Annotated in this window: 23 protein-coding genes; 19 read left to right on the forward strand and 4 right to left on the reverse strand. The window is 44.0% G+C overall.

The annotated features are described in order from the left end of the window. Positions 1–54 precede the first annotated feature (54 nt). From C161_RS29710 to thiI, 6 genes are all read left to right on the forward strand, one after another. Complete coding sequence (locus tag C161_RS29710) at positions 55–561, forward strand: YpuI family protein (RefSeq protein WP_017687263.1); 507 nt, start codon at positions 55–57, stop codon at positions 559–561. A 165-nt stretch (positions 562–726) separates the two neighbouring features. Next, a complete protein-coding gene (locus C161_RS32230) occupies positions 727–945 on the forward strand; it encodes a DUF1540 domain-containing protein (protein ID WP_074095869.1) in 219 nt (72 codons plus the stop codon). A 35-nt stretch (positions 946–980) separates the two neighbouring features. Then, complete coding sequence (locus C161_RS29720; protein WP_036674813.1) at positions 981–1394, forward strand: hypothetical protein; 414 nt, start codon at positions 981–983, stop codon at positions 1392–1394. A 190-nt stretch (positions 1395–1584) separates the two neighbouring features. Then, positions 1585–2337 (forward strand): lytic transglycosylase domain-containing protein, encoded by a 753-nt coding sequence (locus C161_RS29725; RefSeq protein ID WP_036674814.1) that lies wholly within the window; start codon positions 1585–1587, stop codon positions 2335–2337. 172 nt (positions 2338–2509) lie between these two features. Then, positions 2510–3658, forward strand: coding sequence for a cysteine desulfurase family protein (locus tag C161_RS29730; RefSeq protein ID WP_036674815.1), 1149 nt, complete (start codon positions 2510–2512; stop codon positions 3656–3658). Positions 3659–3663: 5 nt separating this feature from the next. Next, the gene (gene thiI / locus C161_RS29735) at positions 3664–4905 is read left to right on the forward strand and encodes a tRNA uracil 4-sulfurtransferase ThiI (protein WP_036675022.1); all 1242 of its coding nucleotides are present in this window, start codon (positions 3664–3666) and stop codon (positions 4903–4905) included. 122 nt (positions 4906–5027) lie between these two features. On the opposite strand, the gene C161_RS29740 is transcribed toward thiI, so the two are convergent. Next, positions 5028–5738 (reverse strand): TerC family protein, encoded by a 711-nt coding sequence (locus C161_RS29740; RefSeq protein WP_036674816.1) that lies wholly within the window; start codon positions 5736–5738, stop codon positions 5028–5030. A gap of 87 nt (positions 5739–5825) precedes the next feature. On the opposite strand from C161_RS29740, the gene C161_RS29745 reads away from it, so the two are divergent. The 6 genes from C161_RS29745 to C161_RS29770 all read left to right on the forward strand — a co-directional run bounded on the left by C161_RS29745 (position 5826) and on the right by C161_RS29770 (position 11592). Further along, positions 5826–6485: a TerC family protein gene (locus C161_RS29745; RefSeq protein WP_036674817.1), complete on the forward strand. Its 660-nt coding sequence runs from the start codon at positions 5826–5828 to the stop codon at positions 6483–6485. Between the two features lie 291 nt (positions 6486–6776). Then, the gene (locus C161_RS29750) at positions 6777–7271 is read left to right on the forward strand and encodes a hypothetical protein (RefSeq protein ID WP_156946191.1); all 495 of its coding nucleotides are present in this window, start codon (positions 6777–6779) and stop codon (positions 7269–7271) included. Positions 7272–7448: 177 nt separating this feature from the next. Further along, positions 7449–9293, forward strand: a complete 1845-nt coding sequence (typA, locus tag C161_RS29755) for a translational GTPase TypA (RefSeq protein ID WP_036674819.1) — start codon at positions 7449–7451, stop codon at positions 9291–9293. 299 nt (positions 9294–9592) lie between these two features. Further along, entirely contained in the window at positions 9593–9889 is a 297-nt protein-coding gene (locus C161_RS29760) for a YlaH-like family protein (protein WP_036614990.1), read from the forward strand. Between the two features lie 90 nt (positions 9890–9979). After that, positions 9980–11041, forward strand: coding sequence for an LCP family protein (locus tag C161_RS29765; RefSeq protein ID WP_036674820.1), 1062 nt, complete (start codon positions 9980–9982; stop codon positions 11039–11041). A gap of 98 nt (positions 11042–11139) precedes the next feature. Next, positions 11140–11592: a pyridoxamine 5'-phosphate oxidase family protein gene (locus tag C161_RS29770; protein WP_017687276.1), complete on the forward strand. Its 453-nt coding sequence runs from the start codon at positions 11140–11142 to the stop codon at positions 11590–11592. Between the two features lie 7 nt (positions 11593–11599). Here C161_RS29770 and C161_RS29775 read toward each other — a convergent pair whose 3' ends face one another. Further along, positions 11600–12295 carry a YhcN/YlaJ family sporulation lipoprotein gene (locus C161_RS29775; protein ID WP_036674821.1) on the reverse strand — a complete coding sequence of 232 codons (696 nt, stop codon included), beginning with the start codon at positions 12293–12295 and terminating at the stop codon, positions 11600–11602. Positions 12296–12447: 152 nt separating this feature from the next. On the opposite strand from C161_RS29775, the gene C161_RS29780 reads away from it, so the two are divergent. Further along, complete coding sequence (locus C161_RS29780) at positions 12448–13782, forward strand: PhoH family protein (protein ID WP_024628438.1); 1335 nt, start codon at positions 12448–12450, stop codon at positions 13780–13782. A 221-nt stretch (positions 13783–14003) separates the two neighbouring features. Next, the gene (locus C161_RS29785; protein WP_036674822.1) at positions 14004–15275 is read left to right on the forward strand and encodes an ABC transporter substrate-binding protein; all 1272 of its coding nucleotides are present in this window, start codon (positions 14004–14006) and stop codon (positions 15273–15275) included. A gap of 99 nt (positions 15276–15374) precedes the next feature. Here the strand turns inward: C161_RS29785 and C161_RS29790 are convergent, their stop codons facing one another. Continuing rightward, the gene (locus C161_RS29790) at positions 15375–16454 is read right to left on the reverse strand and encodes a hypothetical protein (RefSeq protein WP_036674823.1); all 1080 of its coding nucleotides are present in this window, start codon (positions 16452–16454) and stop codon (positions 15375–15377) included. A 184-nt stretch (positions 16455–16638) separates the two neighbouring features. Continuing rightward, the gene (locus tag C161_RS29795) at positions 16639–16875 is read right to left on the reverse strand and encodes a DUF2626 domain-containing protein (RefSeq protein ID WP_017687281.1); all 237 of its coding nucleotides are present in this window, start codon (positions 16873–16875) and stop codon (positions 16639–16641) included. Positions 16876–17189: 314 nt separating this feature from the next. On the opposite strand from C161_RS29795, the gene C161_RS29800 reads away from it, so the two are divergent. The 5 genes from C161_RS29800 (at position 17190) to C161_RS29820 (ending at position 22297) form a co-directional block, all read left to right on the forward strand. Further along, the gene (locus tag C161_RS29800) at positions 17190–17840 is read left to right on the forward strand and encodes an RsfA family transcriptional regulator (protein ID WP_036674824.1); all 651 of its coding nucleotides are present in this window, start codon (positions 17190–17192) and stop codon (positions 17838–17840) included. A 150-nt stretch (positions 17841–17990) separates the two neighbouring features. Then, a complete protein-coding gene (locus C161_RS29805; RefSeq protein ID WP_036674825.1) occupies positions 17991–18950 on the forward strand; it encodes a ketopantoate reductase family protein in 960 nt (319 codons plus the stop codon). Continuing rightward, complete coding sequence (locus C161_RS29810; protein ID WP_036674826.1) at positions 18950–19324, forward strand: DUF3397 domain-containing protein; 375 nt, start codon at positions 18950–18952, stop codon at positions 19322–19324. The genes C161_RS29805 and C161_RS29810 overlap by 1 nt, the downstream gene beginning before the upstream one ends. Before the next feature lie 153 nt (positions 19325–19477). Beyond that, positions 19478–21175 (forward strand): peptide ABC transporter substrate-binding protein, encoded by a 1698-nt coding sequence (locus tag C161_RS29815; RefSeq protein ID WP_036674827.1) that lies wholly within the window; start codon positions 19478–19480, stop codon positions 21173–21175. A 189-nt stretch (positions 21176–21364) separates the two neighbouring features. After that, positions 21365–22297: an ABC transporter permease gene (locus C161_RS29820; protein ID WP_036614893.1), complete on the forward strand. Its 933-nt coding sequence runs from the start codon at positions 21365–21367 to the stop codon at positions 22295–22297. The last annotated feature ends 30 nt before the right edge of the window (positions 22298–22327 follow it).

Genomic DNA, 22327 nt, shown 5'->3' on the forward strand with positions numbered 1-22327 from the left:
AACCACCGTTGGCCGACCTATATGTAAGGACTTATTTAAGGGGGAGCTACCTTTATGTCAGCAGCCAATGTACAGAAAACATGTGAGTCAACTAGGGAAAAGTTAAAACCGGCTATCGATCGGATTGAAAATTTTTTGAATGAGAATGCTTTGCCTGAACTGGATCAGAATCAGACGGAAGAATCAACAGCCTTCTACAAAGGATTTCTTTCAGATCTCCGTCATTTGCTCGTTTTTTCTGAAGTTTCTTACGAAAAACTTGGCGTTGTGCTGCGTCGTGCCAACTTTGATGTCGATTTTGCCGAAAAGGCTCTTTATAATACGTATCACCAATGCGTAAACAGCTTTTTCTATCCCAAAAATGAATGTTATTCCGAAGACGGAAGATACGCTTACACAGGACAAGATGCCATTCGTTTCCGTGACAAGCCAATCCGTGCAGTACGGGATGTCATTCTTGAGGTTTCCAAAACGTACGAAGAATTGCGCGATGATCTGGCATATTATGAAAGTGATTACCTGACTCAGCGCCGTATGCAAAATCAACGGAATCACGCCTAATTAACGTTTAAACCTGAATATGAAATTGGACGAAACCGCCCTTGTGGCGGTTTTTTTGTGTTTTTAGTGAGAATCAGACGAGGTGTGATCATGTCATCATCTGGCATTTTGACGGGGAATATCAGGTTTGTGGCGGGGAGACAATAGTAGTCGAGGTGATAAAAAATGAGCCAAGACAAACCAATTGTCAAATGCAGCGTCTCCAACTGCAACTTTTGGGGAGAGAACAACTTCTGCCACGCTGATGCCATCATGATTGACATCGACCAACATGCCACCCGTCGTCTGCATGAGGAATTTGCCGGTGAGACATTTGACTCCGATCACCATGATCATGCACGCACATCCTCTGCAACATGCTGTCACACGTTCAAACCCAAGTGAGCAGTCATCCCTATTCATAACGGAGGTGCTTCCCAATGAAAAATGACGATAATAAGTTTAATTTGCAGGATCGCCCTAAAATCAATGTTGACGGTGAAAAACAGCGTATGCGCGTCGATTATCCCAGAAAAGCACATCGGGAAGAATACGGGGCAGAGGTCGCTCCTCCGACTGTCGTAAGAACTGGAGGTACCGAACGGGCAGAGCCTGTACCTGAGAAGCATGAGGCAGACCGGGTCATGGAATCAACAGGCAAGGTTGCGGGTTACATGGGACTTGCCTTCGGGATCGCGTCTTTGTTCATGTGGTCAATCGTACTTGGACCGGCCGCAGCCGTACTGGGTTACTATGCCTATGTGAATGGTCGTAAGACAGCGGGAGCCTGGTCCATTGGACTGGGTGTTGTAGCTACGCTGAGTTATTTTTTCATGATTCCATTCGCTCGTTAACGTGTAAAATGATTCATTCAAAAGCCTTCTGTTCTCACCCAAATGCGGTGAATTACAGAAGGTTTTTTTCGTATATGCGCAGGTTATGTGGAGAGATTCATATATTTTTTTGAAAACAATGGAACCTTGCTGTAAAACGATGTAGAATAAGGTCATAATACGCTTAATTATACGGGAGTGGGTATAACTCATGCAGATTGATCCAAGCGGATCGCGGCAGTTGTTGGAACTGCAATTGTCCAATGTGAATAACCAAACCAGTGGATCACAATCCGATGCTGGTTCAACAGTGGATTTCGCCAATGTGATGGACGGGCTGTTAGGTACGGGTGCCAATTCGACGAGTAATACAGATTCCACCGCTACGGTCTCCAAAAGATCCAGTGATGGTCTGTTGTGGCTGCAACTCGGAAGCACGTACAATCCAGATATAAATACGGCAGGATCGTCCTCTGTCTCCAATAACATCGTTGAGTCTTTATTATCTTCATCCAATACAGGAATAGTGGATTCCGGTGCATCTGTACCTACGGATTATGAATCTTTGATTGCCGAGGCAAGTGCCAAATACGGTGTTCCTGAATCATTGATCAAGGCCGTCATTGACACAGAGTCCAATTTCAATCCAAATGTGGTGTCCTCCGCCGGTGCCAAGGGGCTTATGCAATTAATGGATGGCACGGCTGCAGGGCTGGGTGTGAGTAATTCATTTGACCCTGCCCAGAACATTGATGCGGGTACGAAGTATCTTTCCCTTCAGCTCCAGCGTTTCGGTGGAGAAGTGAAGATGGCACTTGCTGCATATAATGCAGGGCCAGGGCGTGTTTCACGTCTGGGCGTGTCGAGTGATAGCGAACTGATGAGTGTACTTAACCGTTTGCCTTCAGAAACACAGAATTATATCTCCAAGGTGGAGAAGGCACAGTCGAAATATGTGATCTAAACTCACAGATAGACAGTTGTGAAAACACATGGTAGGCAGGATGAGATCAAATGTGGGAGCAGAAGCGCTTGAAACGCCTGTTCCCGGTTGGTCTTTTTGTGTTGTATGGGTATCGTGTTACAATGCTCCATGTAGGTTCAAGAACGAAGAGATAAGGGAGGTCTAACCTCATTTGAAATATTTTGATTATGCTGCAACCACACCTCCCCATCCTGATGTGATTCGTACGATGGCCGAAATTATGGAGACACAATTCGGTAATCCGTCCTCCATCCATAGATATGGAGAGCGTGCCGATCAGTTGCTGCGTCGTGCTCGATCTGGATGTGCTGCGGCAATCGGCGTTAAGCCAGAAGAGATTGTATTTACTTCCGGTGCGACAGAGAGTAATAATCTTGCGATAAAAGGTGCGGCATTACGTTATCAGTCACGAGGCAGACATATCATCACTACGGCTACCGAGCATGCCTCGGTGTACGAAAGTGTTATGCAATTGCAGCAGTGGGGATGGAATGTGACATTAGTTCCTGTGAATTCCGATGGAGTAGTGAACGCTCAGCAGGTTGTAGACGCGATCAGGCCCGACACGGTGCTTGTGAGTCTGATGCATGTAAATAATGAAACAGGAGCCATCCATCCGATTGCAGAGATCGGCAAACAGCTCAAAAAGAAAGCACCACGCGTGCTTTTCCATGTAGATGGTGTTCAGGGTTTTGGGAAAATGGAGGCGAGCCCTGCCGATTGGGGTGCAGATCTGTACAGTCTGTCTGCTCACAAGATTCGTGGACCGAAGGGAGCAGGTCTCCTGTATGTGCGAAGTGGAGTGGAGCTTACGCCACTATTGTCAGGAGGATCACAGGAGCAGGGCCTTAGAGCAGGCACAGAAAACGTGGCCTTACTGGTAGGCATGGCAAAGGCCATGCGAATGGCAGCAGAAGATCAGGTTGATTTTGCCCGGCGTACAACGGTGCTCCGTGATCGATTGATGGAAACGATACGTGCCATTCCTGAATTTAAATTGAACAGTAGCCCAGAGGGTGCACCTCATATTGTGCACTTCTCCTATCCCGGGATGAAGGCAGAAGTGGCGCTGCACACCTTGGAGCAACTTGGCGTAACCATATCGACCCAATCTGCCTGTTCTTCGCGTTCGGCTGAACCGAGTCGGGCTCTACTTGCGATGGGCAGAGATGCAGCTTGTGCTGTTGGCGGATTGCGTATTAGTCTTGGAGATGAACATACAGAAGAAGATGTAGCCTTGCTTGAACAGGCTTTACATCAGATGGTGGCGCAGTTGCGGCCCCTCGAAAGGCGGATGTAATGGATATGAAATATGATATGCTGCTTCTCCGTTTCGGAGAGTTTATGTTAAAAGGGAAAAATCGTGCCCGATTTGAGAAAACGATCATTACACAGGTGAAAGCTTTGCTTAAACCTTATCCAGGAGCGAGCCTCCGCAAAGAATATGGCCGTGTCTATGTGGATCTTGGCGGTGAATCACATACTGAACTGATTAAGGTGCTGAAGCGGGTATTTGGTGTGATGTCGATTAGTCCGGTTAAAGTTACTCCATCTGAGCTTGATGAGATTGTGAAAACCGCAGTTGCGTTTATGGACGAAAGGGAAGACGAATTCAAAGAAGGCACCACATTCAAGGTAAATGTAAGGCGGGTATGGAAGGAGTTCCAGAACTCTTCCCATGAAATGAACCATTTGGTCGGTTCCCCGATTCTTCGGAAGTTTCAGCAATTAAGTGTTGATGTTCGTCAACCTGATATTGAACTGCGAGTGGAAATTCGGGATCAGGGTACCTATATTTTCAACGAAACCATTCCGGCAGTAGGCGGCTTTCCACTGGGCACGAATGGCAAAGCAATGGTACTGCTATCAGGTGGAATAGACAGCCCGGTGGCAGCCTGGTCTTCCATGCGCCGTGGACTTGAAGTGGAATGTGTACATTTTTACAGTTACCCGTTCACAAGCGAGCGTGCCAAAGAGAAAGTGATTGATTTGGCCCGTGCCCTTGCTGATCATGCAGGAACAATCAAGCTGCATCTGGTTCCTTTTACAGAGATTCAAACGGCATTTACTCAACTGGGTCAGGATAATCTGATTATTACGCTGATGCGACGTTCAATGCTGCGAATTGCATCCAAACTTGCCGAGCGTGAGCGGGCATTAGCACTGATCACCGGGGATAGCTTGGGCCAAGTAGCGAGTCAGACTCTTCCGAGTATGAATGTCATTGGTCGTGCGACGGATCTGCCACTGTTGCGACCACTGGTTATGATGGATAAACAGGAGATCATTACCCTGTCCAAACAGATCGGAACGTATGACATTTCTATTTTGCCATATGAGGATTGCTGTACTCTCTTTGTGCCAAAGTCACCTTCAACCAATCCAAATCTTCGAATTGTGGATAAAATAGAATCAACAATGAGCCATCTGTCAGAATGGGTGGATCAGGCGGTGGAACAAACTGAAACGATCACACTGCACGCCGGTGAAACTTCTGTGGTAACGAATCCGACAGGCGACAATGGCATGAAGGATGACTGGTTCTAAACTCAATAAAAATTAGCATGGCTGACATAATAAGGGCTATGTTAACTGCAAAAAAGGACTGTCCGATGAAATATCGTTCAGTCCTTTGCTGTATTCAGATGAAATTGTTATTTTAAATTAGCCTAAGAATAGGAACGTTGCTGTTCCCCGCCAGATCCCTTGTGGCTGGAACTGCTGGAGCGTTTGCGATAACCTGCAAACACTACACCTGCAATAACCACAACGATGAAGAGAATGCGCAATGCCGGATGTTCCGTAAAGTAAGGCAAGAGTCGCTGTTCCTCGGTGATCATATTGGAAGCCGTATACCCGAGAACAATGGCTCCGACATAGATGATCCAAGGAAAGTGATTAATTAGCTTGATAAACAGGGTACTGCCCCAGACGATAATAGGTACACTAATCAGGAGTCCAAGGATGACAAGCACGAGATGCTGCTGCGCTGCTCCAGCAACTGCAATCACGTTATCTAATCCCATGGCTGCATCCGCGATCACGATGGTACGAATAGCGGTCCACAAGGAAGTTCCCGCCTGGACATTATTGTGTTCATCTCCCTGATCCGCCAATAATTTATAGGCAATCCAGATCAGAAGTATGCCTCCCACAAGCAAGAGCCACGGAACTTTAAGCAACCATAAAACAACAACTGTTGCTAAAATTCGAATCAAAAGTGCGCCGCCAGTTCCATATAGAATCGCCTTTTTCTGCACGGAAGGGTGCAAATTTCGAGCTGCGAGACCAATGACGATGGCATTATCCCCAGCCAGAATTAGATCAATAAAGACAACGTTCAGCAAAGCCAGCCAGAATGTGGGACTAAATAGCTCCATGATATATGTCACTCCTTATATACGGTTCAATCATTAAGAATAGCATGGACAACTCCGACATACAAGTTAATGTGGGGGGATGAGGACATGGATACACTATGGCTTTTAACTGAAATTTTAATGATCAATCTGGTATTAAGTGGAGATAATGCGGTTGTTATTGCGCTTGCCAGCAAGGATCTGCCACCAATACAACGCAAAAAAGCGGTATGGTGGGGAGCTTTTGGCGCGGTGCTGCTGCGTTGTGTGTTAACCTTTGTAGCGGTATTATTGCTGGGGATTCCCTTTATCCAAGCGGCAGGTGGGCTGTTGCTACTCTGGATTGCAGTAAAGCTGCTGCTTCAAAATGAGGATGAAGTACATATTCGAGAAGCTTCTACGACCTGGAAAGCCATTCAAACCATTCTGGTTGCCGATTTTGTAATGAGCTTGGATAATGTTTTGGCCATAGCGGCTTTGGCAGATGGAGATTTGGCTCTGATCGTCATTGGTATTGCAATCAGTATCCCCATCGTCGTATGGGGGAGCGGCTTAATTGTTGGTTTGTTGAAGCGATTTCCGATTCTTGTATTCGTCGGATCAGGCATCCTGGCCTTCACAGCAGGTGAGATGGTGATGAAAGACCCCAAGTTAGGAGAATGGCTGGGAGGTATGGCATCAGAGGTGCATACGCTGCTACCCGTAGCCATGGCTTGTCTTGTGGTTGCGATTGGAGGCGCACATAAATTTGTGCGGAAGAACGCATAGTTTAATTTTGGATAAAAGCTTGAACATATGACCGTCTGAACCGTCCGGTTTAGGCGGTTTTGTGGTGAGAGAATACGCTTGTCAATACAACAACCATTGGGCTGGTCATAAGTTGCACATTTTAGGGTAATACAGGTAAAGGGCGCACGCAAAGTGCGACATAAAGTATAGTTTTTTGCCGAAACATCGGATACACTAGAAGCATGATTACAGGTTTGAATATCAACAGTCAGCATGGAATGCGTATCGTTTATGAAGAAATAAAGTACATAGCCATAGTATAAGAGGTGATTGAGGATGAGAAATGAAAAAGCGATTGGACTATTTATTGCAGCTGCGGGAATTATTATTCTGCTTGGCAAGTTTGGCGTGTTTGGATTTATTGGTCGTAATTTCTGGCCTTTGCTGATCCTGCTGCCAGGCATCGCCCTTCATGCGTTATATTATGCGCGTATTTCACCATCGTGGTCACTCGTTCCTGCCGGCATACTAACGGTGTATGGTGTTTTATTCAGTATAACGAATACATGGGGCGCTGGACTTATGAGCAGGCTGTGGCCAGCATTCTTGCTAGGGATCGCCATAGGGTTACTCGAATATGGAATGGCTGAACGACGAAGACCGGAATATGTGTTACCTGCAGCTTTGATCCTTGGTGCGGTGTCCATCATAATATTCGGATTTACCTTGCTGCAAACGGGAATAATCTATGTACTTGCTGTCCTTTTGATCTTGGGTGGAGTCTGGTTATTACTTGGACGAGGACGTCAAGGGAGAGGCTGGTAACATTCCCAGTGGTCTTTTCGTGCGAAATATCTTGATTTTTACCTATAATAAACTATAATATAAGGGATATAGACATGCGTCGGGATATCACCGACGCTTATTTTGTGAGTAACCTGCGAAATTGCGGGAAGTTTAAGTAGATATGATTTGAAATTGGAAAGGATATGGATACAAAACATGCATTCAAGAGAACACATTCGCAATATTGCGATTATTGCCCACGTCGACCACGGAAAAACAACACTCGTTGACAAGTTGCTCCAGCAATCCGGTACTTACCGAGATCACGAAACGGTACAGGAGCGCGTAATGGACTCCAACGATTTGGAGCGTGAACGCGGTATTACGATTTTGGCCAAAAACACGGCTATAACTTATAAAGATTACCTGATTAATATTGTGGATACACCAGGACACGCCGACTTCGGTGGTGAAGTTGAACGTATCATGAAAATGGTTGACGGTGTATTGCTCGTTGTTGATGCTTATGAAGGCTGTATGCCACAAACGAAGTTTGTACTTCGTAAAGCACTTGAGCATAACCTGACACCAATCGTTGTTGTAAACAAAATTGACCGTCCAGCGGCTCGTCCGACTGAGGTTATTGATGAAGTATTGGACCTGTTCATTGAACTGGGTGCCAACGATCAACAACTCGAATTCCCTGTTGTATATGCTTCCGCATTGAACGGAACATCCAGCATGGATAATGATCCTGCCAAACAAGATGACAACATGATGGCGATCTACAATACCATCGTTAGTCATATCCCACACCCTACCGAAAATGTTGAAGAACCACTTCAATTCCTCGTTACTTTGATGGACTACAATGAATACCTTGGCCGTATTGCCATTGGTCGTGTTAACCGCGGTGTGATCCGTCAAGGACAATCGGTAACGGTTATTATGCGTGATGGTAAGAGTAAAACTGCACGTATCGAGAAACTGTTTGGTTTCCAAGGTCTCAAACGTATTGAGACGGAAGAAGCAGGAGCAGGCGACATCGTTGCCATTGCAGGGATCAAGGACATCAACATTGGTGAAACCATTGCCGACCCTAACAACCCGGAAGCTTTGCCAGTTCTGAAAATTGATGAGCCAACACTGCAAATGACGTTCCTCGTGAACAATAGTCCATTCGCAGGTCGTGAAGGTAAATGGGTAACTTCCCGTAAACTTCGTGAGCGTTTGTTCAAAGAGTTGGAAACAGACGTTTCCCTTCGTGTTGACGAAACGGATAGCCCTGATGCATTTATCGTTTCCGGACGTGGTGAGCTTCACTTGGGTATCCTGATTGAAAATATGCGTCGTGAAGGATATGAGCTTCAAGTATCCAAACCAGAAGTTATCGTAAGAGAAGTTGACGGTAAGAAAATGGAACCTGTTGAGCGCTTGTTGATTGATATCCCTGAAGAGAGCATGGGTTCCGTAATGGAGAGCCTGGGCGCACGTAAAGCAGAGATGGTTAACATGGTTAACACAGGTAGTGGTCAAGTTCGTCTGGAGTTCCTGATTCCAGCACGTGGTTTGATCGGATACAGCACAAACTTCCTGACATTGACTCGTGGTTACGGTGTAATGAACCATGCATTTGACAGCTACGCTCCAGTAGTATCCGGTCAAGTGGGTGGACGTCACCAAGGCGTGTTGATCTCAACTGAAACGGGTACATCTACGTTCTATGGCATGATGGGCGTTGAGGATCGCGGTACGCTCTTCTTGGAGCCGGGTACTGAAATCTACGAAGGTATGATTGTTGGTGAACATACACGTGACAATGATATCGTTGTTAACATCTGCAAAGAAAAACAACTGACTAACGTTCGTTCTTCTGGTAAAGATGATACGGTTAAAATTAAAACCCCGATTATCTTCTCATTGGAACAGGCGCTTGAATATCTGAATGAAGATGAATATTGTGAGATTACACCAAAATCTATTCGTCTTCGTAAAAAGATCCTGAACAAATCCGAGCGTGAGCGTGCAGAAAAACAACGCAAAATGGCTTCTAAAGCCTAATAACAACAAAATAAACTATATAAGTTAGCATTTGATGGGCCCGGCAAGTAACGAGAGGGTTGTACAGCTAAAGTAGTGTAGGGATCAGAATCGATTCTGAAGAAGCGAAGCGCTCGCCTTTATCCCCGGATTTTACCATTTAAAAAATGGATCAAAAAAATCTGGGGATAACAGCGATCAGAAGAACGAGCTGAGACCGAAACGGTCACGATGCATGTACTGGCTCTCTAAGTTGCTAAAGGGAATTCCATCAACCAGTTAACTTATCCTAGCATGATAACGAAAGGAGCTGGCTGTGCATGCAAGCATGGTTCGCATCACACCCGATCGTAGCCTACATCGTCATCTTTGTATTGATTACTTACGTATATAATAAGGTGTTTCGGGTACGTCAGAAATTGCCACTTGGTAAGGAAATCGTTCTCTATATTTTGATGGCGATGGGCACATTCATGCTTCTTATTTTTCAGATCGACAAGCTGCCCATCATTCAATGTTTGCTGGTGGCGGTTGGTTTGATGTTATTAGTGAGAGTGCGTTATTTTATTGAAGGTCGTCAAAAGAAAAAAGCGGAAGCTGCCGCTCGAAACTCATAAATCCTGTCTTGTACAGACCATCCGTTTTCCTTAGGGAAAGCGGTTGTCTTTTATTTAGACAAAAACAGATGTGATAAAGGTGTTGAAGATATGAACTCAAATTCGAACGGACTGCCTCCACGGAGACAGGCACCAACGCAATCCGGTGCTTCTGGATCGAAGAATGGCAAGGGCAAGCAGCCTAAGAAGAAAAAGAGAATGAATGCTTTTGGCAGAATCCTTTTAAGTCTATTGGTTATTGCCATTGTGGTAGGCGGTGGATATGCGTACTGGGTATACAATCAAGTCGTGGATACAGGCATCGATAAACCGGTACCTCCCGGGATGTCAGCCACAACCAAACCGATCACGATGCTGTTATTAGGCACAGATAACCGTCCTGAAACTGGCACACATCTCTCGGATGTTGTTATGGTGGCTTCGTTGAATCCAGAGACCAAGACGGCAACCATTGTATCTTTACCACGAGACACACGTATTCAATTGGATGGGTACAAGTCGAACAAGCTGAATTCCTATTATCCAAGATTCAAAGCACAGGAAAAAACCACTGGCAAAAATGCAGAGGATCAAATGAAAGAAATGATGGGCAAGTATTTGGATGTAGATATCAATTATACAACCGTCCTGAATTTCCAGGCATTCCGTGATGCTGTCAATGCCGTGGGTGGCGTGGATGTGACTGTGGATAAAAATATGTGTTATAGAGATACAGCCGACGGTACGGATATCAATCTGGTCGCAGGCGCACAACATCTCGATGGTAAAACAGCACTAGATTTTGTTCGTTACCGCAAATCCAATTGTAATCCGAAGACTGATGAATCCAATGACTTTGATCGTAATAAACGTCAAAACCAAGTGCTGAACTCCATGCTGGATCAGATGAAATCTCTTGGGGGCATTACAAAGATCAGCAAAGTGATTGGTGCAGTTGACAAGAATATGACGACAGATGTGGAATCGGAACAAATGAAAAACTTTATCTCGACGTATTGGAACATTTCCACTTCGGATGTGCATTATACTCCAGTTACTGGAGAATGGAGAAGTCCATATGTGTATATTAATGAAACGGAACTCGCCAATGCCAAGCAGGCTTTACAAGATACACTTTCAGGTAAAGTAACGGCTTCACCTTCAAGTGAATAACCTTCATTCTTTTGGGATTGGAAGCACGTTAATCGGTATGCTATAATAACATAAACCAAGTACAAGAATTGCATAAAGAAGGTTAGGGGGCTGGTTGAATGTCCGAAGCCGTCACACAATTAACTGAATCTCTTTTACAGCAATTCAAGAATGAGACCTTTGTGCTTCTGAGCACAGTGGATGTAGAATCCGGAGGTCCGACTTCAACAGCCATCTCCTGGATTTATGCGGAGAATGCTTCTACTTTTCGTGTAGCAATTGATCATCGTTCACGTTTAGTGAATAACATGATTACTAATCCGCTCATTACGGTTACTGTCTTTGGAGAAGAGACGGTGTACGCAGTGAACGGACGTGCTGCGGTACGACAAGATCCGCTGCTGGACGTTCCATTTAATATGTGCTGTTTCGACATTACAATTGAAGCGGTGAGGAATGCTCTGTTTTACGGCGCTCAATTGTCCTCTGTGCCTCAATATGTCAAAATATATGATCAGCGTGCTGCTGAGAAATTAGATGAGCAGGTTTTTGCTGCCATGAAAAAAGCCTAGTGAGAGATCACTGGGCTTTTTGTTGTCTTTTGTCTGATGAATGCAGCTGCTGCATTTGTTGTTTTTGATTCACGTGTTCATCGGGATTTTGACGAACTTTGACGTCTTTTGGGAGTTGAGGGATAATTCGTCCCACCATGTCAGCGAGTTCTGAAGCAAAACCGGAGATTGGGTGCCCTTGACGAATATGTTCACCAATCTCTTTAATTCGTTCTGTGACATCTGCATCAGCAGTAACGATGGAATCTATACCTTCGGGGTCTTTGCGAAGTGCTTCGGCAACAGCGTACTTAATGGTACCCACCCGAGCACGTTCCAGTTCACCATCAACATCGATGCCAACTACGGCTGTATTACCGAGTATGACGCAGTTCGCATCTTCAACACCTTCCACTTGCTTGGCAAGGGCTTTAAGGTGATTGATTCGTTTTTCATTGGGCATCCGGCCACTCTTTGCATCATCTGCAATGTTGGTATCATTGACTTCACCTGTATTCTCATTGAGACGGTCCAAACGTGAAGGATTCATCCGATCTTCCTGTGCATTGAGCATGTGAGATCCTTTCCCTTGATCTTGCTGAGTTGTTACATTTCCTCCGTAACCTTTCGCATGTGTACCTTGATTCGGCGAAGCGCTGCGTGTGGAACTGTTGCAACCTGTAAGTATAAAGATCAGAAGCAGCGTGCAAACCCATATTTTCATAAATGTTCATCCTTTCTTGGAGTTTTTCAGAATGGTTGACAATTATTTTGCCCTAGTCGAATACATTTATGTATGGGATCATGATTGTCCATGCCGCTGCTGAAAGATCACACTATTCATGCCTTTAACGACGCCGCTTTGGAGGGGATTGAATGAAAAAGATTTTTGTATTGGATACCAACGTGCTTCTGCATGACCCCAATGCCATATTTGCCTTTGAGGAACATGAGGTAATCATTCCCGCGGTTGTACTGGAGGAGATCGACTCCAAAAAAAGAAATGCCGATGAAATTGGGCGTAATGCCCGTAATGTATCCAGACTGTTAGATGGATTACGAGAGCTGGGTCACTTGCACAGTGGGGTACCTTTGGCTAATGGAGGTAACCTGAAAGTAGAGCTGAATCATCGGAGTTTCGTGAAAGTTCAGGAAATGTTTGGTGAAGTGTCCAACGATAATCGCATTTTGGCTGTCGCACTGAATTATCAGATTGAGGAGAATGAAAAGGAAGTAGTCGAACGTCAGGTCGTGCTTGTCAGTAAAGATGTACTTGTGCGTATCAAAGCGGATGTACTTGGTCTGTTCACACAGGATTACTTATCAGATCGGACGGCAGGACTCAGTGAGTTATATCCAGGTTATACGGCCCTAAAAGTTCATCCGTCAGTGATTGATGAGTTTTACACATATCGTTTTTTACCAATCAAACCGTTACAGTTGTCTTATTCGTTGTATCCGAATGAATTTGTCATTCTCAAGGATGAGATGGGAACCAATAAATCGGCTTTGCTTAAAGTGAACACAGAGGGAACAAAGCTGGAGCCGCTTTTCCTCAGTAATGATAATGTCTGGGGTATTAGCGCACGTAACGCACAACAACGTATGGCACTGGAACTGCTTTTGAATGATGACATCCCGCTGGTTACTATCACCGGTAAAGCCGGAACAGGGAAAACCTTGCTGGCACTTGCAGCAGGTCTGCTTAAGGTAGAGGATGATCATAAATACAAAAAACTGTTGATCGCTCGTCCTGTCGTTCCGATGGGGAAAGATATCGGTTACTTGCCCGGTGAGAAGGAAGAAAAGCTTCGTCCATGGATGCAGCCGATATATGATAATCTGGAGTTTTTGTTTGACACCAAAAAAGCCGGAGATATCGATAAAATCCTAATGGGGCTTGGCAGTATTCAGGTGGAGGCCTTAACGTATATTCGTGGAAGATCGATACCTGGACAGTTTATCATTATTGATGAAGCCCAGAACCTGTCGCGCCACGAAGTGAAGACCATTGTATCAAGGGTCGGTGAAGGCAGTAAGATTATTTTGATGGGAGACCCCGAACAGATAGACCATCCGTATCTTGATTCTGCCAGTAATGGTCTGACGTATATCGTGGAACGGTTCAAACAAGAGGGAATCAGCGGACACATCATGCTCGAAAAAGGAGAACGGTCCAAGCTGGCACAACTTGCAGCTGATTTATTGTAATATTTAGGGGATTTATTTCCCGGAAAATGTTGTTATTGAAGCCGGCTCCTGGAGCCGGCTTTTTGCTGAAAAAATAAGTAAGCGTTATTACACAGAACTCGATATGCTCTTATTATGCAAAAATCCGAAAAAGTGTTTTTCGGCAGGGTAGGACAAGAGTACTACTTATTTGTTACAATAATTGCTGCAGGAAAAAACTAGGTGAACAGGGAGGGAAGTTAATGAAGCGTAGACATCAGGTTGTTTTATTCGCGGTATTGCTGCTTTCGTTAACGATCTTGTCACCGAGTTTTGACTTTAGAGGTTCGCAGCTCAATCAGGAACGCGATCAGGAGAAGGATGCTTTTCCTGGGTCTTCGTCCCGTAATGAAGATGCTCAAGCTCCGCTGGAGATTGTAGTGGCCATGTCGGATGAAGAGTTTCAAGCCTTTCAAAAAATAGCCAAAGAAGTTGCTGCCTCCCAGCTGGTAGAGATTAATCTTCGGAATGAGAAGCCGGATACATATAAGCATGTTTTGGATCTTGAATTTTCACTAGGGGAGAACGGTGATGTTGTTCTGCTTGATAGTGAGGAAGTGCAATACTATGCCCAAAAAGGGTACCTGTATCCGTTAAACGGAACAACATTATCGAAGTCGCTAGGAGATACGGTAGTTGGGTTACGGGGAATGACAGAGTGGAATGGTTATCAGTGGGGAATGCCTTTTGATTTTGATCCGTACATTCTGGCTACACAATCTTCATTTCTGAAGAGAGCTGGTCTGGAGTCATTACCTCGCAATAAAGATCAGTGGGTCAAACTTACTCAACAAGCCATTGCGGAAGGCACCCCTTTAATTACAATGAACATCAATGATATGTACGGGACAAATGCGTGGCTGAATCATTTGGAACCGAAAATGGCACCAGACCAAGTTAAACGAACACAAATAGATTCGCAAACGGGGAATCTTCAGCAGGGGATTCAGTTGATGAATCAGATTCAGCCCCTTATTAAGCTGGAGTCTACCAATTCAGAGTTCGCTCCAACTGCTGACCAGAACGGCACACCGATGGTTGTATCATTGTTATCTCAATTATTAAGTGCGGATCAAGCGAGCACAGTGGATAAAGATTCTTTGGAGCGGATTTCTTTTGAAACCTTGGAAACCGCAAACTCCAGAAGCCTTGTTATTACTGCGGGCTCGGTTGAGGCTGAGGAGGCCAGTAGATGGATTGAAGGAATGACGTCCGCTACGACACAGCTGAAATGGTACCAACAGGTTAACCGGTTGCCCGCAAAGCAACAGGAGCTGGATTTGGAGTCTGAGAAACTCATTGGACGTTATGACATGACAAAGGGACAATCCTGGTTCCCGACCACCCAAGATGTCCCTGCTGCCACGACCGAAAGTCATGCTCTAATAACTCGTTTTCATAAAAAAGTACAACAATTCTTAAAGGGTGAAATTACAGCGAATCAATACGTAGACAGTATTAAAACGACGAATTAACTTTAAGTTCGTGTTCAAAAAGTCTGGATTTCAACTTCGATGCTGATGATGCCACAAGGCATCCTTCGTAATCAAAAGCGGACTTTTTGAACAACTTCTTTAAAAGGATATAGCTAGTTTTACTTCCAGCATGCCTTCACTTGTCGAAACATCGGTTGCTTTCACAAACGAGAGGATTTTCTGTGGATAGAACCCAAGGTCAAATTCTCTTTCCAGCATTCGGCGAGTGGTGTCTGGTAATTCAAGCTGGTTGAATACAAGTTTGTCCACATGAAAACGAATGGAGTTTTGCGGTTCATTTTCAACCGTATAATGTCCTTCAATGCTTAATTGCAACTGATCCCGCTGACCGGAAGCTATAATCTTATCCTGGTTAAACTGAAAGGCAAAGTCTTCAAAGATTGAATTTTGGGAACGTAGAAATGCATTAAGCTCATCCTGCCCAATTCGAATCGTATACGTTGTTCCAGTCGTGGATATTCCTCCGTTTTGTTTTTGGATAAAATCAGGCAGGTTCTGCATGGCAGATGCCAATGCTTTGAAATATCGTTTCACCTCATAGATGCCTATATTCTCCCAATAAAGGGTTAATTCATCCATCAGTTTCTGAATCGCTGCCGCATCTCCACTGGTGGCTATTTGGGCATCCACTTCTTTTTGCAAGGCGACTACACGTTCCCGCTGGTTTTGAAGATTAGTCTTAATTTCGGTTAATTCTGTTGTAGTCTGACGAATCTGAGTAGAAGTCTGTTGCAGATTGCGATAACGGTCCTGATACTTGTCCAGCACAGCCTGATCCCGTCCGATAATAATCTGGTAATAATCATACAGTACAAACAGGTCTTTGAATGATCTGGCTCCTAGGACCGTCATGAGGAGGCTGTCGCGTTCTCCTGTGTAGTAGGACCTCACTACAGCTCCGGCCCGATCTTGCTGAATATGTATCTGCTCTTCCTGTTCCTGCAGCTGGACGGATAATGTCTCGTGTTGTTGACCCAGCTGCTTCTGCCTTTCGGTGATGCGTTCGATTTCATGATCGATTTCAACGATGGATAGACTTTTTTGTAATATCTCACGTGTATCCTCAGGTGAAGACTCTCCATAGGCATAGGCTAAAGGTAGCTGGAGGAATAAAATGATGCATAATATAAAGGCGGAAATGCCGTGTTGACGTTTCACCGATCCATTCTCCTTTCCACTTCTTAAATGACAATCGTACAGGCTTGTTGTCTTCCAGACAATATATGAAACAAATACGTGAAATATCCTTAGTGGTTACATAACACCATGAACATTCATTTAATCTGAACACAACAAAAAAGCAACCCGACAGATATCGGATCACTTTGATGCTGCAGGTGGATTAGAGCGGCAAACCCATTTCGAATACGGTCCAGTAGCTGAACCCCGTGAATGTTACGATCATATAACCCCAGAAGAGCAATATGTACGTTCGCTCGGTAAATTTCAAGTATCCCAAAATGACAAAAAACGCAGTCTGCAGGAAAAAAAGCAAAGCCATTTCGACCAGATCTCCCGCAAAAGCCATCAGGCCAATTGCAAGCGTGAAGAACCCGAGTACCCGAAACATGCGTGCCACGGTAAATCCTCCTCTCCTAAGTACGTTCATAGATTGTCTACACAACATTATACCGGGAAAGGAAAAACGTGTAAACAAATTTGGATATGAAAGCGAATTCTTTTTTTGCTCAAAGTAAGTATAGAAGGATATGTTTTACATATGTCACGTATGAGCAAGCCTGAATGTGGAAATACATTTTAGTATGAAATCAATTCTATGAACTCTATGAGAGGCATAAGAATGAATGAAGCAGCTTTTATACCTAATTCACATACCGGGCTTCCGGTAATGCGGACGGTTATTTTAGGATGTTGTTAGGAGGGTATTATAGCATGACTGCAGTGAGACAGGATGCTTGGAGTACAGAGGACGATTTGATATTGGCTGAGGTTACTTTGCGTCATATTCGGGAAGGCAGTACACAATTGGCCGCTTTTGAAGAGGTGGGCGAAAAAATAGGCAGAACATCTGCCGCATGCGGTTTTCGCTGGAACAGTTGTGTACGTAAAAAGTATGATTCTGCCATCAGTAACGCCAAGGCACAACGACAAAAACGAAGTTATCTCAGAAAGCAACCAGCTATGCTCGGACCGCAGGTTGCAGCACTGTCTACACTGGACACTGAAGAACATCTGTACAAATCAGATGGGATCTCAGACGATTCATTATCGATGGATGCAGTAATCCGCTTCCTGCGACAATGGAAGGGAACGGTGCAGGAGAGTAGTCGTCAACTCAAGATGCTGGAGAAGGAGCTTCGGGAGAAAGAAGATGAATTGCTTGAACTACGTCTTGAGAATGACCGTCTCTCCAAGGAAGTGAATGAAGTACAGACGGATTACCGTGTGGTGAATGACGACTACAAAGCTTTGATTCAGATTATGGATCGGGCTCGCAGACTCGCATTTTTGTCCGAAGAAGAAGAGGAACTTAAGACACGTTTCAAGATGGATGCCAACGGGAATCTGGAACGAATTGAATAACAAATTCAGACGTTTGATTTGTGAAAGTCAGGTATGAACCCGCCACACCTCCGTTACACAACGGCAGGTATGACGGGTTTTTAGTTTGGTTTTTTTGTTCTATTATAGATAATAGAAGAGAAACTACTGAAGCGGAGAGGAGTGCATCATATGATCATTGACATCGTAGGAGCGGGGGCACTTGGTCTTTTGTATGGCGGGAAACTGCTGGTGTCAGGTAACCAGGTCAGATTTTGGACCAGAACAACAGCTCAGGCAGACCTCCTCAGCCATAATGGAGTAACCATTGTGGAACAAGACGAGGAGATACATATTCTACCGGATCAAATACAGGCGAAACCAATAAGTAAGCTGACTGACACATGGAAGAACACACCAGGAGAATGGTTACTGCTCATGGTTAAGCAGACAAGCATTGATGATTTCATTGATGAGATTAGTCCATTACAAGATCATGTGCTGAATGTCGCTTGTTTTCAGAATGGGATGGGCCATCTTACAAAACTTCAAGCAGCTTTGCCAAAGTCGCTTCTGTGTAGTGCGGTTACAACAGAAGGTGCGAAGCGAACACAAAGTCAGGTGACTCGTGCAGGTACAGGTGAAACTAGGCTGGGGAGGTACAACATACATATAGGAGCTTCTACCTCTATAGAGGAGAAGAGAACATTTACTCTGTCGGGATCGTTGCAGCAGGCAGGATTTGACTGTACAGTGTCGAATGAAATCGATAAGCTGATATACAGGAAACTATTGATTAATTCAGTCATTAACCCGCTCACGGCACTATGGCGAATCCCTAATGGAGAATTGATCGTCAAGAAAGAACGAAAGAGGCTAATGCGCCAGTTATATGATGAAGTATTGTTAATCTACTCTGCAAGTGGAATATGTTTGGATCAGGATATGTGGGATCAACTGATATCGGTTTGTCGTTCTACTGCCACGAATACTTCCTCCATGCTTGCAGATGTTCTCGCTGGACGTGGTACAGAAGTGAGGTCAATTAACGGTCATATTGTAAAGATGGCACAGAAGTTGGACCTTGTTGCACCTACACATGAAATACTGCTTCATCTGATTGAAGGAATGCAACCGGAAGGAGTGAATTAATGGGACTTTTTATTGTGTTAAGCATATTGCCCTTTTTTCCGTTCTTTCTTGTCTATTGGGGCATGTACGTATGGAAAAAAGACAAACGTAAAGCATTGCGAATGGCAATGGATGTAACCACTTTTTTTCTTGTATTTTCAGTTTCAGCGTTATTCAACTTAACATTTGATTCGAATTTTGGTTTTTATCTGACATTAATACTCATACTAGTAGCACTTGGATTCATCGGGGGTGCGCAAAATCGACTAAAAGGGAAGGTCGATAGGGGTAGAATGTTCCGGGCCGTATGGCGCATGTCTTTCGTTATCATGAGTTTTGGGTATGTTTTGTTTACTTTATTTGGATTATTTAGATACTTCATGCAACTGATGTAAGGTTACATAACGCAAAAGAGGCAAAAAATGTGTCGATTTTGTCGAAAACTGAAAAAAACATTACTTTCTGAAAAAGTAATGTAGATTTTTTTGACCGGTGGTTGTATAATCTATAAACATATAAACCATATCAATTTAGGGGGAACGTGTTAGATGAAAAGGAAAAGTCTATTAGTCCTTTTGACGCTGATTTTGGCGTTCGGTACCGTACTTGCAGCGTGCGGATCGAAAAACGAAGGCACAGGTAACACCGATACTGGTTCTGCAAACGAAGGAAATGGTCTTGCTAAAGATCAAATTCTGAAAATCAACCTGTCAGCTGAACCTCCTACGTTGGACCCGGCTCAAGCAAAAGACAGCCAAACCAACACAGTTCTGAAATTCTTGTACGAAGGTCTTGTACGCATCGATGCTGATGGTAAAGAACAAGCAGGCGTAGCTAAAGACTGGAAAATTTCCGAAGATGGTTTGAAATATGTTTTCAACCTGAACCCGGATGCTAAATGGAGCAACGGTGATGCAATCACTGCCGAAGACTTTGTTCGTTCTTGGGAACGTGCTTTGAAACCGGAAACAGCTTCTCCATATGCATACCAATTGTACTACATCAAAGGTGCTGAAGGTTACAACCTCAGCAAAGATGAAACATACAAAGGTACTAAAGTCACAGATTTCTCACAAGTAGGCGTTAAAGCTACTGATGAGCACACATTGGAAGTAACGTTGGAAAACCCAACACCTTACTTCTTGGGTCTGACAGCATTCTACACGTACTACCCAGTACATGCATCTGCTGACACCAATGACAAATTCTTCACAGACTACAAAAACATGATCGTTAACGGACCATTTGTAATGGATCAATACTCTAAAGGTCAAAAAATTGTTGTGAAGAAAAATGACGGTTACCATGCAGCTGCCGATATTAAATTGGCTCAAATCGATATGTCTCTGACAAACAGCAGTGCTTCCGAACTGCAAGCTTACAAATCAGGACAATTGGACTACACTGGTGCACCTAACGGTGAAATTCCATCCGACCAAATTCCTTCTGTAAAAGCGGAATTGCCGGACGAGTTCAAAGCTACTGGTATTGCAAGTACGTACTACTATCAGTTCAACGTAAACGAAGCACCATTTAATAACGTTAAAATCCGTAAAGCATTTGCAATGGCAATTCAGCGTCAGCTGATTGTTGACAAAGTTACACAAGGTGGACAAATTCCAGCATTCGGCTTTGTACCTCCAGGTATCCGTGGTGAAAACGGCGAATTCCGTGATGAGCACAAAGATGATTACTTCACTGAAAATGTTGAAGAAGCTAAAGCATTGCTTGCTGAAGGTATGAAAGAAGAAGGTTACACAACATTGCCAGCTGTTACGTTGATCTACAACACTAGTGATGGTCACGCAAAAATCGCTTTGGCGGTTGCTGACATGTGGAAACAAAATCTTGGTGTTGATGTGAAAACAGAAAACCAAGAGTGGGGCGTATTCCTTGAGAACCGTCAAAACCAAAACTTCCAAGTAGCTCGTGCAGGTTGGTCTGCTGACTACAACGATCCTTACAACTTCTTGGAAATGTGGACTACTGGAAACACAAACAATGATTCCAAATTCAGCAACGAGCAGTATGACAAAGATGTTAAAGAAACTGTAAAATCTGCTGATCCAGCTGCACGTATGGCTGCATTTGCTGACGCTGAGAAAATCCTGATTCAAGATGAAATGGGCGTTATGCCAATCTATTATTACACTAACGTATCTTTGACTAAGCCTTACCTGAAAGGTGTACAACTTGATTTCAGTGGAGCTATTGACTACACTCGTGCATATCTGGAAGAGAAATAAGTTGTTCTGAAGTCTAATATGAATACTTCGGGATATATATGTGGAATTCCATATATATCCCGATTTTTTGTATGTGCACCGATTTTCCTTATAATTCTTGAAATTTCCGATAAATGGATTGGACTTTATTTCTGTCTAATTCTACAATCGATTTGTATACAAAATATTGTTTGTGGAGGTGTGCAAGGGTTGGTTAAGTATGTGTTGAAAAAACTATTATTTATGCTGCTATCGCTTTTCATACTCGCATCTGCAACCTTCTTCCTGATGAAGGCTATTCCGGGTGACCCTTTTACATCCGAGAAAAAAGTATCGCCTGAAATTCGGGTCTTGCTGGAACAGAAGTATGGATTGGACAAACCGATGTATGAACAATACCTGAAGTATATGGGTGGAATCATTAAGGGAGATTTCGGAGTCTCAATGAAATATCTCAATCGAGATGTAGCCGGAATGATCGGCGAAACATTCACCGCTTCGCTGAAGCTTGGAGTGTTTGCAATTGTTATCTCCATTATCGTGGGTGTTCTGCTGGGCCTTATTGCTGCAGTTTACCATCGTAAACTCATTGATGATATCACGATGATCCTGGCTGTCATAGGGATAGCTGTTCCGAGCTTCTTGCTTGCGTCACTATTGCAGTATCTCTTTGCTACTAAATTAGGCTGGTTTAACGTTATGGGCTTTGATGGTCCATTGGATTACGTTCTTCCGGTTGCAGCGCTATCTGCATCTCCGATTGCTTTTATCGCTCGTTTGACGCGTTCGAGCATGCTTGAAGTTTTACATGCAGATTATATCAAAACAGCTAAAGCCAAAGGTTTGAAATGGCCTGCAATTATGTTTAAACACGTTGTAAGAAACGGTATTCTACCAGTAGTAACTTATGTTGGTCCAATGACAGCGAATATCATCACAGGTTCCGTTGTAATTGAACAGATCTTTAACATCGGGGGAATTGGTAAAGTATTCGTAGAGAGTATCACAAACCGTGATTACACTATGATCATGGGGATCACGATTTTCTATGGTATCCTCCTGATGTTGGCTCGTTTCTTTACGGATATCGCTTACGTGCTGATTGATCCTAGAATTAAGCTGGAAAGCCGGAAGGGGGCATAACGTTGTCTGGCACGAATAATAAAAAGAATG

Source organism: Paenibacillus sp. FSL R5-192 (assembly GCF_000517845.1).
In the GTDB taxonomy this organism is placed as follows: Bacteria; Bacillota; Bacilli; order Paenibacillales; family Paenibacillaceae; genus Paenibacillus; species Paenibacillus amylolyticus.